At 43.6% G+C, this 11,946-nt stretch carries 14 protein-coding genes and 1 pseudogene; 6 read left to right on the top strand and 9 right to left on the bottom strand.

What is annotated here, in order from left to right:
* Nucleotides 1-128: 128 nt before the first annotated feature.
* The 5 genes and pseudogenes from H6G48_RS06305 to H6G48_RS06290 form a co-directional block, all read right to left on the bottom strand.
* Complete coding sequence (locus tag H6G48_RS06305; RefSeq protein WP_190720194.1) at nucleotides 129-326, bottom strand: hypothetical protein; 198 nt, start codon at nucleotides 324-326, stop codon at nucleotides 129-131.
* Nucleotides 320-522 (bottom strand): annotated as a pseudogene (locus H6G48_RS26125) (hypothetical protein). The gene H6G48_RS06305 and the pseudogene H6G48_RS26125 overlap by 7 nt, the downstream one beginning before the upstream one ends.
* A gap of 53 nt (nucleotides 523-575) precedes the next feature.
* Nucleotides 576-1,637, bottom strand: a complete 1,062-nt coding sequence (gene argC, locus H6G48_RS06300) for an N-acetyl-gamma-glutamyl-phosphate reductase (protein WP_190720189.1) — start codon at nucleotides 1,635-1,637, stop codon at nucleotides 576-578.
* Between the two features lie 274 nt (nucleotides 1,638-1,911).
* On the bottom strand, nucleotides 1,912-2,175 hold the full coding sequence (locus tag H6G48_RS06295; RefSeq protein ID WP_002733391.1) for a DUF3146 family protein: 264 nt from the start codon (nucleotides 2,173-2,175) through the stop codon (nucleotides 1,912-1,914).
* Nucleotides 2,176-2,261: 86 nt separating this feature from the next.
* A complete protein-coding gene (locus tag H6G48_RS06290; protein WP_002798368.1) occupies nucleotides 2,262-3,251 on the bottom strand; it encodes a DUF389 domain-containing protein in 990 nt (329 codons plus the stop codon).
* 112 nt (nucleotides 3,252-3,363) lie between these two features.
* Here H6G48_RS06290 and H6G48_RS06285 point away from each other — a divergent pair, with 112 nt between their 5' ends.
* Nucleotides 3,364-4,350 carry a FliH/SctL family protein gene (locus tag H6G48_RS06285; RefSeq protein WP_190720186.1) on the top strand — a complete coding sequence of 329 codons (987 nt, stop codon included), beginning with the start codon at nucleotides 3,364-3,366 and terminating at the stop codon, nucleotides 4,348-4,350.
* A 708-nt stretch (nucleotides 4,351-5,058) separates the two neighbouring features.
* Here H6G48_RS06285 and H6G48_RS06280 read toward each other — a convergent pair.
* The 4 genes from H6G48_RS06280 to H6G48_RS06265 form a co-directional block, all read right to left on the bottom strand.
* Entirely contained in the window at nucleotides 5,059-5,616 is a 558-nt protein-coding gene (locus tag H6G48_RS06280; RefSeq protein ID WP_190720183.1) for a 50S ribosomal protein L25/general stress protein Ctc, read from the bottom strand.
* Between the two features lie 27 nt (nucleotides 5,617-5,643).
* Nucleotides 5,644-6,987 carry an adenylosuccinate synthase gene (locus tag H6G48_RS06275; protein ID WP_147069371.1) on the bottom strand — a complete coding sequence of 448 codons (1,344 nt, stop codon included), beginning with the start codon at nucleotides 6,985-6,987 and terminating at the stop codon, nucleotides 5,644-5,646.
* A gap of 127 nt (nucleotides 6,988-7,114) precedes the next feature.
* Nucleotides 7,115-7,282, bottom strand: coding sequence for a hypothetical protein (locus H6G48_RS06270; RefSeq protein WP_002759244.1), 168 nt, complete (start codon nucleotides 7,280-7,282; stop codon nucleotides 7,115-7,117).
* Nucleotides 7,283-7,342: 60 nt separating this feature from the next.
* Complete coding sequence (locus H6G48_RS06265; RefSeq protein WP_147069372.1) at nucleotides 7,343-8,506, bottom strand: LptF/LptG family permease; 1,164 nt, start codon at nucleotides 8,504-8,506, stop codon at nucleotides 7,343-7,345.
* A gap of 208 nt (nucleotides 8,507-8,714) precedes the next feature.
* Here H6G48_RS06265 and H6G48_RS06260 point away from each other — a divergent pair, with 208 nt between their 5' ends.
* The 5 genes from H6G48_RS06260 to H6G48_RS25825 form a co-directional block, all read left to right on the top strand.
* Nucleotides 8,715-9,767 (top strand): dipeptide epimerase, encoded by a 1,053-nt coding sequence (locus H6G48_RS06260; RefSeq protein ID WP_190720180.1) that lies wholly within the window; start codon nucleotides 8,715-8,717, stop codon nucleotides 9,765-9,767.
* Nucleotides 9,760-10,803 carry an N-acetyltransferase DgcN family protein gene (locus H6G48_RS06255; RefSeq protein ID WP_190720177.1) on the top strand — a complete coding sequence of 348 codons (1,044 nt, stop codon included), beginning with the start codon at nucleotides 9,760-9,762 and terminating at the stop codon, nucleotides 10,801-10,803. Before H6G48_RS06260 ends, H6G48_RS06255 begins: the two co-directional genes overlap by 8 nt.
* 320 nt (nucleotides 10,804-11,123) lie before the next feature.
* The gene (locus H6G48_RS06250) at nucleotides 11,124-11,444 is read left to right on the top strand and encodes a hypothetical protein (RefSeq protein ID WP_242034554.1); all 321 of its coding nucleotides are present in this window, start codon (nucleotides 11,124-11,126) and stop codon (nucleotides 11,442-11,444) included.
* Nucleotides 11,445-11,466: 22 nt separating this feature from the next.
* Nucleotides 11,467-11,715 carry a hypothetical protein gene (locus H6G48_RS06245; RefSeq protein ID WP_190720174.1) on the top strand — a complete coding sequence of 83 codons (249 nt, stop codon included), beginning with the start codon at nucleotides 11,467-11,469 and terminating at the stop codon, nucleotides 11,713-11,715.
* Between the two features lie 22 nt (nucleotides 11,716-11,737).
* The coding region (locus tag H6G48_RS25825) for a hypothetical protein (RefSeq protein WP_206755674.1) at nucleotides 11,738-11,946 on the top strand (209 nt) is incomplete at its 3' end.

Raw genomic sequence — 11,946 nt, 5'->3', positions numbered from 1 at the left:
ATAATTTTGCTAATAAACATAGCAAAATTATAGATGATTTCCTGACCTAAGATCACATTTTATTCTTTTTTCCACTTCAATCTAAGAATTGAGAAAAAAGCAAAACCCTCCATTATACCATAAAAAAATTATGCAAGAGGTCTATTCACTTTTGTCGATAAGCTGACTACTTTTCTGCCATTTTCTCCTTGTCTTTGCTGCCAATCGGTAAACATCGCATCCCAATCATAGTGACAAAATTTTGCCAGTTTTTCCTGAAATTGAGCAAAGGATGCGTGGTTAAACGGGGTGCATCTCACATTTGCAGAAATACCGACAATCAGCAATTATCAGTGACTCTTAAAATAATTACAAATGTATCAGCAGCTGCGTGTAAGCATCCCACCGAAAAACTAATGCGATCCGGGGTTTGGGTAGGGTTGATTCATGAATCAACCCTACTATGAATCAACCCTAGGATTGAGTGATAAAATCGGAAGTAATGACCAATTTTAGCAGATAGTTTCCCTTTAAAAATCCCAACTCAGTAGATTTACAAAAATGAGATGTACTCGGTTAAACGCATCCAGAAATTTTTAAGGATAAAAACACATTTGCGGCAAAGCAAGGGATTCTTCCCAACCCATCATGAGATTGAGACATTGTACCGCTTGTCCCGATTGTCCCTTAACTAAATTATCGATCGCTGACATCACTATTACTCGATCGGTTCTCGGATCCACTTCAATACCGAGATAACATAAATTAGTACCACAGGCCCATTTAGTTTGTGGATAGACTCCCCCCGGCAGGATTTTGACAAAGGGAGAAGCGCGATAAAAAGCATTGTAGATAGTGATCAAATCATCCCGCACCAGATTGGGATCCCGCAAAGTTGCATAGACTGTGGACAGGATACCTCGGACCATGGGCATTAAATGGGGAGTGAACTGAACGCGCACCTCATGACCGGCTAAATCACTGCAAATCTGCTCGATTTCGGGAGTATGACGGTGTTTTCCCGCTACATTATAGGCCCCGATCGAATTATCTGCTTCTGCCAATAACATATTAATCTTAGCTTGTCTTCCTCCCCCCGAAGTTCCCGATTTGGCATCAATAATCGTGGTTTCCGGGAGAATTAAACCCTGTTTTAACAGGGGAGAAATCGCCATTAAACTAGCAGTAGGATAACATCCGGGGCAACCGATCAAAGAGGCATTTTTAATATCTTCCCGATAAAGTTCCGGTAAACCGTACACAGCCGTAGATGCGATCGCTTGATCCTGACGTTCCTTGCCATACCATTTACTATAGGTTTCTAGGCTAGTAAAACGATAATCTGCCGACAGATCCAAGACTTTACACCCTTTAGCGAGCAAAGGAGGGGCTAAATCACAGGCTAAACCATTGGGTAAACCCAAGAAAACCACTTGACAACGGGAGGCAATTGTCTCTAAATCGATCGCCTCCACATTAAGATTAATACTATGACCGAGATGGGGATATAAATCACTGTAGGGTTTCCCCGCACTACTATCGCCCCCCAGATAGACTAATTCGACAAGGGGATGTTCTTTGAGCAAACGTACCAACTGTACGCCACCATATCCCGAAGCGCCGACAATACCCACTGAAACCTTCTGTCCTTGCGTCATTTCCCTTGTTCCTAAAAATTCTTATCGTTAATATAACGCTTTGCTATGGCCGAATTTTAGCCTAACCGGCAGGATTTAAATCAAAAAACTTCCTGTAAAAATCTAGTATCTCGGCCGGGTTGTCCATAAACCGTCAATTTCTCTTGATCAATAGGCTGTTATCTTAATGATGAGGTACAAAGTTTTCCTTTTAGGGAATCTGTCATCGGGAGATGAGGCCAAATTAAGTTAAACTTCATCCTTAGGAGAAAAGCTGTAATTCAATCCCCCATATTTAAAATTTTGAGCGCACTGTAAATTCATAATCTCCTCCCGGTTCTAATTGATAATCGTAGCGTTCTAAAAACCGATTCAAGGGTTCAAAAATCAAAGCCCTACCTAGGGAAGGTTGTACTAATAACTTGCCTTGAAGAAAATGCCATTGAAAACGCCATTGATATTGTTCCGTCCGCACTTCTCCCTCTAATTTCCCCGTTTGCCAAGATTGCTTAATTATCCGCACATAAGCCGTGCTTTCTGGTCGATTGCCGCCACTCACCTGAACCCTACCTATAGATTAAATATCAAACATTAAGATAACGAATTAATCCTTGTTTGTCATTACTTGAGCTAATTTTCTCGACTTTATTCTGGGGCAGTGACTTCATTAACCTTAGAAACCAAGACATTTAATTGAAAAGGTCGCCCCATTTCCTTAGTAATGAATTCTTCCAACAATTCCACCTGTCTGGGGGTAATACTTTCCGCAGTTCTTACTACTAATCTCACCCGGGGAGGTTGCTTGAGCCAATTAATCGAAGATTCCAATAATTCTGCCCGTTGAAAGGTAATCGTTCGTTGTAATAAAGCTTTTTTGAGCAACCTTTCTAAGCGAGCTTGATTGGCCAGAGTTGCAAAACTTATTCCTAACGGAATTAGCAAAACTGCTGTCAGGATAGAAGTCAAAATTAGAGCGTTACGCGCCCGATGAAAATTAGAATAACCTGCCAGCAAAAAGACCAACAAACAGGAGAGAGCAATGCCTAATAAATTGGTAATATATAACAGAGTTGCCCCCAAACTTAGGACCCAATTCCCTTGGGATAATCCTAAACCAATCGTACAAACTGGCGGCATTAAAGCCACGGCGATCGCTGTTCCCGCTAAAGTACCTGAAATTTTCGGTTCTATTTTGGCATAACCACTGATTGCCCCCGCCGTAATTGCTACTCCTAAATCTAAAAGATTCGGTTGAGAACGGGCCTGAATTTCACTACCAAATTCGGAAATTCCGATCAATAATCCTAGCAACCAAGCTATCGCTAAAGCGATGATCGTACCGACTAAAATCGCCAAGGCCGACTTACGAATTAATCGCCAACTGCCAATTAAACCACCAAAAGCCAGACTACGAATCGGCAACATCAAAGGGGCAATAATCATCGCCCCAATAATCACGGCTGCACTATTGGCAACTAAGCCAAAGGTAGCGATCGCACAAGAACTGACAATCAAAGCTAGATAGGGAAAATCGAGGGACGCTTCTAACCATAAATCGCGCCACATAGTCCGCGATTGTTGCCAGGTCAAGGGTTTTCTTGAGAACCACGAGTGGGGCCGTTCTTTTCTCGTCATGGTGCTGAGGAAGATAAACTTTTCTTTTACTTATAGCTTTTTTTGTCTAATCAATGTATATTTGTATCATTTTCTTTAACTAATCTTACCATTTTTTTCTTCGCCTCGATCGATGAAACCTCATGACCAATTTGCTAAAAACTATCTGGAAGAATTATTATCGCCCCTAGGCCGGGTAGAAATTAGCAAAGAAATTACCGACGAAACCCGACAAATTGATCTATTTTTTTCGCCTCATCCAGATCGGCAGATAACTGTCGATAATCTAGGATTATTAGGTCAAATTGCCCTAAATAGCGCTCTCCTAGAACCCTATCGTAATTCTCCCACTCGTGCCGATGTGCGTAATTGTCTCTCGAAATTAACCGCCGTTTTTGCTGAACTACAGCGACAAGCCAAACGAGAAAATAGCCCCTACAATGAGGAAAATTTGCCCCGTTTATGGATTCTTGCTCCTCTGGTTAGTGAGACTATATTAAACGGTTTTGGGGCGGCCTTAGACCGGAATTGGCCCGAAGGGGTCTATTTCTTGCCTCCTTTACAGCGCACGGCTATTATTGTGATCAATCAACTTCCTGTTAATTTTCACACCCTCTGGTTAAGGTTATTGGGTAAGGGCAAAACTCAGAATCAAGCCGTGCGAGAGTTGCTAGAATTACCAATAGGGAACAACTACCGTCAAAATGTCATAGAACTATTACTTAGTTGGCGGGTGAGCGTGGAAATACAAAATATTTTAGAAGAAGAGGATCGAGAGGTGTTTATGACGTTATCGCAAACTTATCTGGAATGGAAAGAAGGAGTGAGACGACAAGCTAGAGAAGAAGCTCTTGAAGAAGGTCTTCAAGCAGGTCGTCAAGAAGGTCGTCAAGAAGGTCGTCAAGAAGGTCGTCAAGAAGGTCGTCAAGAAGGTCGTCAAGAGGCGCGCAGGGGGATGATCGAAAATTTACTACAAGTGCGCTTTGGACAGTTAGATGATTCTTTTAATCCCGTGATTGAAGGATTGTTATCCTTATCCCCCAGCGAATCTAGCCGTTTATTAATCGAATCCGCCCGCGAGGAGCTATTTAAGCGTTTTTGTGATCTAACCCCTCAGTAGATGGGAGCAGGGAGAGGGGCGCACCGGAGTACCGGAGAGGGCAGTGGGGAAGTGGGGTGTGGGGTGTTGGGTGTGGGGTGTGGAGTGTGGGGAAGTGGGGAAGTGGGGTAGTGGGGTAGTGGGGTAGTGGGGTAGTGGGGTAGTGGGGTAGTGGGGAGAATAAAAAAAATAATCTCCTGTCTCGGAGTCTCCTGCCTCCTGTCTCGGAGTCTCCTGCCTCCTGTCTCCTGACTCCTGAATCCTGTCTCCTGTCTCGGAGTCTCCTGTCTCGGAGTCTCCTAACTCCCGACTTCTAACCCAATATGCGCCAAAGATAAGCAAAAATTATTTATTGACTCCAAAAACTTGAGAATATTTAAATTAACATTTAGCAATATTTACAAATTCTTAAGAATTAATTGAGAAAGATTTTTATTTAACAACGATATTGCAGTGGTAACAGCGATTTGATAGAATTTCATAGTGGCTTACCCTGTGCTTTTTTGGACAGCAATGCTTGAAACCCTCGCCACACCTACAGGGTGATCCTAATTAAGACAGGTAAATTAGTCAATTTCACCCACAACGATGATCTTTTTTTTGTGTAGTTTTATTGCCAAGAAAAAGTTTTTTTGACAAAAAGCACAAAGTATGCAGTAGCAGTTATGGCAGAGTGGGGGTTGGGGAGGGGGAAGCTGTCTGATCACCCCAAAACCCCTGACACTGAATTTACCGTTTAGCGGCAACAATGGCAAAAACGGTGGTATGGGGATCATCTTTTAAAGTCACCCCTTCTGGCATTTTCAAATCACCCACGAGCAGGGATTGCCCCACACCGATGCCCGAAACATCAAATTCGATCACTTCCGGGATATTATCGGCAATACAGGAGACATTAACTTCGTTGACGAACTGTTCGATTAAACCACCCTGTTTGGTTCCGATCGCTTCTCCCATGGCTTTAATCGGAACAACGATATCGAGCTTACCGTGGGCAGACACCGAGAAGAAACTGAGGTGATAGAGATTTCTTTTCCAAGGATGAGATTGTACCTCTTGGATCAAAGCTTTTCCCGTCCAGGGCATTTCGGGAACATTCACATCCACCAAGGTATTATTTACCGAGGCCTTTTTGAGCAGGGTTAAGGCCGCTTTTTCTCCCACCACGAGGGAAACCGATTCCGTGCCGCTGTGGCCGTAGAGAACCGCCGGGATCAAACCCTGACGACGTAGGGCCCTGGGGTTAATATTTTCGGGTCTTTTTTGACATTCAACGCTAACTTGCATAGTTGACTAATCCTCTTTAGCAATGATTTAAAATTCGTGATTATCCCAAGGTGAGCCATTTTCGTCCAAAAGAGCGCGTTTTGGCCCGTGAATGGGGTCTTCAACGATGATAGTTTGGTCGCGACTAGCTCCCAGGGAGATAATAGCGATCGGTACTTCCATGATCGCCCCTAGGAATTTTAGATAATCGAGGGCCTGTTTGGGCAGGTCTTCCAGACTCCGACAATCACTGGTGGGTTGTTGCCACCCCGGCATCGTTCGGTAAATCGGTTGACAACGGGCGAATTCCCCGGCACTGCTGGGTAAATGGCGACAGGTTTGGCCGTCCAATTGGTAGGCGACACAGACTTTGATTTCCTCTAGGGTATCGAGAACATCTAACTTGGTGATCGCTAGACAGTCTAAACCATTGATTCGCACCGCGTAACGACCGATAACCGCATCAAACCAACCGCAACGACGACGACGGCCGGTGGTGGTCCCGAATTCCGCCCCGCGATCGCACAATAACTGCTCGATCTCCCCCTCTAATTCCGTGGGAAATGGACCTTCACCTACCCTAGTGGTGTAAGCTTTGGCCACACCGATCACTCGATCGATTACCGTCGGACCGATGCCAGAGCCCACACAAGCGCCGCCGGCGATCGGATTGGAGGAGGTAACGTAGGGATAGGTTCCGTGATCGAGGTCGAGTAGGGTGCCTTGGGCCCCTTCAAAAAGAATATTCTTACGCTTGCGGATTGCTTCGTAGATTTTTAAGGAACTATCGACCACATGGGGACGCAGTATCTCGGCATATTCTAGATATTCCTCGATCACCGTCTTCGCATCTAAAGGCGGTAAGTTATATAACTTTTCTAAAATGACGTTTTTATAATTGATCGTCCATTCTAGTTTTTGCCGCAGATTCTCGGTATTCATCAAGTCGATGACTCGAATGCCGATGCGCTCGGATTTGTCGGCATAGGTGGGGCCGATACCCCTTCCCGTGGTGCCGATTTTATATTTACCCCGTTTTTCCTCGGATGCTTGATCGAGCAGCCGATGATAGGGCATAGTGACATGAGCCGTTTGCGAGATATAGAGATTGTCGGTGGTGACATTGAGGGCGTGTAATTGCGCCATCTCTTTGAGTAACACCGAGGGATCTATGACTGTTCCTGAGCCGATTATACATTCCGTATCTGGGTAGAGAATCCCAGAGGGAATTAGATGGAGTTTGAACGTTTGATCATCGACGACGACGGTATGACCCGCATTTACGCCACCTTGAGAACGCACCACCACATCCGCCGATCGACTCAGCAGATCCGTGATTTTTCCTTTTCCTTCGTCGCCCCACTGAGCGCCGATCACAATAACGTTAGCCAAGGTATTTTAGTCTAGCTAAAGTTCACACAAACTTCTATTATCCCTCTTGGCGAATACAACTGTCAAGTTATCTCTCTTAGCTAATTGTGGGGAGAAGGCGAGGGGAAAACTCGCCTATTTTCAGGGTTTATTGACCTTCCCGACTGATTTGACGCTCGATAGTTTCGATAGCGGCATTTAATCCCGCTAGACGGGTTTCGAGGTCATCGCGCATCCATTTGAGGAATGTTAATTTACGCTCTTGACATTCTTGGCGGGAAGTGCTGCCACAAGTGTTAAAGAAGAAGGGAAACATAGACTAAGGGGCCTGCTATAACTCTACGTCTCCTATCTTGACGAAAATTTTCAAAAAAGTCTAACCGTTAAGTCGCCATAATAACCACAGACCTAACCCAAAACCGAAAAAGTTAGGCAGCCAGGCAGCTAAGAAGGGGGAGAGGGTGGCGGTTAGTCCCAAGCTGCCGACTAAGAAGTTTAAAAGATAATAGAGGAAAACAATGGCGACACTGAGACCGAAACTGGTTCCCCGACCGATTCTTTGCGGTAGAGAACCCAAGGCACAACCTATGGTAGCAAAGACGATACAGACAAAGGGAAAGGCGATTTTTTGCTGGATTCGCACTTGAAAAAACCTGACTCTCTTATCATCGCCACTGAGTTTGAGCAGTTGCACATATTCGATCGCCTGTGGTATGTTCATCTCGTAGGGATCGCGGCTTTGACGAGCAAAATCGAAAGCGGAGCGAGATAAAGCGATTTTTTCGGCTTTAAAGGGGATAACTTGGCTATAGGAGGCGTTAGGGGGGGTTAATTCATAGATAATGCCGTTAAAAAAGTCCCAGACGTTATCGACGGCATTCCAACGGGCCGAATCGGCGATAATAATTTGATTTAATTCTTGTTTTAGCCAACGGATAACGGTGACGGTTTTCATCTTTTCACCGTCGAATTGTTCAGCATAAAATAAACTTATTAAATTGCGATTAATCGTACCATTTTCTAGGGTTTTTATTTCATAATCGGGATAATAAAAATCTTTATTTTTCCAAAAACTTGCTTCTTTATTAATTTTCTGAACTAAAATTTCTGTGGCTCGATAATTAGCATTGGGAACCACATATTCATTTAATAAAAATGTCATAACTGTAACTATTAAACTCAGGCAGAAAGTGGGTATAAAAAGACGATAAAGAGTGACTCCACAGCTTTGCAGGGCAACGGTTTCACTATCACTACTTAAACGACCGTAGGTGATTAAAGTGGCCAGCAAAAGAGAAACTGGCAGGGAATAAGTGACAAATTCTGGCACTTTTAACAGGAGAATTTCTAGGGCCGAAGCGAGGGGTAGATTGGCATCAACTACCTGATTAGCTAAATCGGAAAGATTGCCGATCGCTACTCCCAAAGAGGCAAATAAACCAACACTAAATAAAAATGGTGGTAGTAGTTGGCTGATCAGATAGCGATCAATGAGGGCAATACCTCCATTTACCCAGTAAGAAATCTTTTTCTTAATCATTGATTTTGGTTAACTCACTCCTCTTTCATCCCAATTTCCTAACCCGCAGCCGTCTTGCTTACACCTTCGGTTAGCCTATCATATTTTGTCTTTGACGAAAAACACCGCCGGAAGTTGTATGATTGCGGGGAGAGTGGACAGAAGTAAGGATTTGGGTAAGTGTAGATAATTTTTCTGTTCCTATTCCCCGATCATCCCGAGGTGAATTATGCTGCTAAACTGGCAAACTTTTACTATTCATAAACGAGTACCTTTAAGGATTAGTCGCGGCACTACCAGCGAAAATACTAATATCTGGCTGAAAATTAGCGAGGAAAATATCGAAGGGTGGGGAGAGGCATCCCCTTTTGATATTACCAGCGAGGAGAAAAAACCCGATAAAATCCTGCAAGAATTAAACTCGATCGCTCCTATTTTACAATCTTTTCACCCCTGTCAACGCCAAGAAATTGAGAAAATTTTATGGCAAAATCAGATATCTTCGGCTACTCGTGCCGCTATTGATACGGCACTGCACGACTGGTTAGGCAAAAAAGCTAATTTACCTCTCTGGCAAATTTTTGGACTCGATCGCTCTTTGATTCCGCCAGTTTCTGTTACTATCGGTTTAAATTCTCCAGAAAATGTGCAGAAAAGGCTGTTAGATTGGCTAGAAATCGGCGATTTTAGCTTATTAAAAGTCAAATTAGGCTCACCGGACGGTATAGAAGCCGATCGAGCCATAATTCTAGCTATTAAAGAAATTGTCCCCCATTTGCCCCTAACTGTCGATGCTAATGGTGGTTGGCAATTTAGCGATGCGGTGAAAATGTGCCAATGGTTAGAGGAAAAAGGCGTTATTTATGTGGAACAACCCTTATCCGCGGGACAAGAACGAGATTTAATTGATTTATACCAAAAATCGCCCCTACCTATCTTCGTCGATGAAAGCTGTTTTTCTAGTCAAGATATCCCGAAACTGGCCGATCGAGTCCACGGCATTAATATTAAACTAATGAAAGCCGGTGGATTAGCCGAAGTGCAAAGAATGATTCATATTGCCCAAGCTTGCCGACTGCAAATTATGTTCGGATGTTACTCTGATAGCAGTTTAGCCAATACTGCCATAGCACATCTTGGCCCGCTTGTCAACTATCTCGACCTAGATAGTCATTTAAATTTACGCGATGATCCCTTCACGGGATTAAGCTTAGAAAAGGGACGTTTACAACCAAATAATTCACCCGGTTTGGGTGTTAGTTTACGGATAAAAGATGACTAATTATTTGACTCCTGACAAGAAAGTAGCGATTCTTCTCCATGAAGGAATCAAAGGAACTCGCGGCAAAACCGGATTAAGTTATCTGCGTTACGGGAAAGCGCAGGTAGTGGCGATTATTGACGCAGAAAGCGCCGGCAGCGCCTTAAAAGAAGTGGCCGGAATCGATCGCCCCTTGCCGATTGTTGCTAGTGTTAAGGAGGCTTTAACCTCTCATCCCGATACCCTGTTAATTGGCATCGCACCCTCAGGAGGCATTTTACCCCCCCATTGGCTAGAAGAAATCAAAGAGGGGGTAAATGCAGGGTTATCCCTCGTTAATGGTCTCCATACACCCCTAAAACCCCTTTTTCCTCAGCTTAAACCAGATCAATGGATTTGGGATATCCGTCTGGAACCCCAAGACTTAAAAATTGGGCAAGCGCGGGCGAAAAATTTAACCTGTCAGCGTATTTTAACCGTAGGCACGGATATGAGTGTGGGCAAAATGTCCACTAGCATCGAATTACACCGAGTTGCCCAAGAAAAAGGGCTAAAATCGCAATTTTTAGCCACTGGACAGGGGGGAATTATGATCGCTGGGAAGGGTGTACCCTTGGATGCAGTGCGCGTCGATTATGCTGCTGGTGCGATCGAGGCTTTGGTGTTAGAATCAGCAGAAAATAACGATATTCTGTTTATTGAGGGTCAAGGCTCCCTATTACACCCTGGATCCACTGCTACCTTGCCCTTAATGCGTGGCAGTCAACCAACGGGGTTAATTCTCGTCCATCGCGCTGGACAAATTCATATCAATGATTTACCCGATATTCTCATCCCTCCCCTAACAGAAGTGATTAAACTCTACGAAATGACTGCCAGCGCCGGGGGAAGTTTCGGGGAGGTGAAGGTAAAGGGGATTAGTTTAAATACTTTTCATCTTAGTCCGGAGGCGGCAGTTAAAGCTATAGAAACTGTGCAGGAGGAAACGGGGTTATTTTGTACCGATGTTGTCCGTTTTGGTGGTCAAGGGTTATTATCAGTGATCAGTGATCAGTAATCAGTAATCAGTGAGTAGTGATTAATTCAACCACAGTCGATGGTGGTGCGTTACGACGGATTGTTAGCTTCAAGTCAAAGCAGAAATTTTTGCCGTCTAACTACATTTTACTAAATCTGGATTTTGTCAAATTTTCTCTTGACAAAGGCGACTTGACATGATAATATATACATAATGGAAAATCCCTGCGCCTACGAACCCTCTTTTCCAACGGTCTTAACTATGATTGATGTGATTATGTGATTGACTAGGATTCTTTCATTCAATCAATCTTCATCTCTAATCCACTCTTAACTAGGTTCCTAATCACAGTCCATCAGATGATTACATCAACCACAGTCGATGGTGGTGCGTTACGACGGATTGTTAGCTTGAAGTTAAAGCGGAAATTTTGGCCGTCTAACTACGTTTTACTAAATCTGGATGTTGTCAAATTTTCTCTTGACAAAGGCGACTTGACATTATACTATATTCATAATGGAAAATCCGTGCGCCTACAGACCCTCTTTTCCAACGGTCTTAACTATGATTGGTTTATTCAATCAATCTTCATCTCTAATCCACTCTTAACTAGCTCCCTAATCACAGTCCATCAGATGATTACATCAACCACTGTCGATGGTGGTGCGTTACTGGACTAGGTAATAGGTGTAGGGGTAATTCATGAATTACCCCTACAATAACGTTTGTCTGGATGTTGTTAAATTTTCTCTTGACAAAGGCGACTTGACATTATACTATATTCATAATGGAAAATCCGTGCGCCTACAGACCCTCTTTTCCAACGGTCTTAACTATGATTGGTTCATTCAATCAATCTTCATCTCTAATCCACTCTTAACTAGCTCCCTAATCACAGTCCATCAGATGATTACATCAACCACTGTCGATGGTGGTGGGTTACTGGACTAGGTAATGGGTGTAGGGGTAATTGATGAATTACCCCTACAATAACGTTTGTCTGGATGTTGTCAAAATTTCTCTTGACAAAGGCGACTTGACAGGATACTATATTCACAATGGGAAATCCGTGCGCCTACGAACCCTCTTTTCCAACGGTCTTAACTATGATTGGTTTATTCAATCAATCTTCATCTCTAATCCACTCTTAACTAGGTTCCTAGTCATAGTTCATCATTCCAA

The sequence above is a fragment of the Microcystis flos-aquae FACHB-1344 genome (assembly GCF_014698375.1).
Lineage (GTDB): Bacteria > Cyanobacteriota > Cyanobacteriia > Cyanobacteriales > Microcystaceae > Microcystis > Microcystis aeruginosa.
This window is presented reverse-complemented; position numbering and strand designations above follow the sequence as displayed.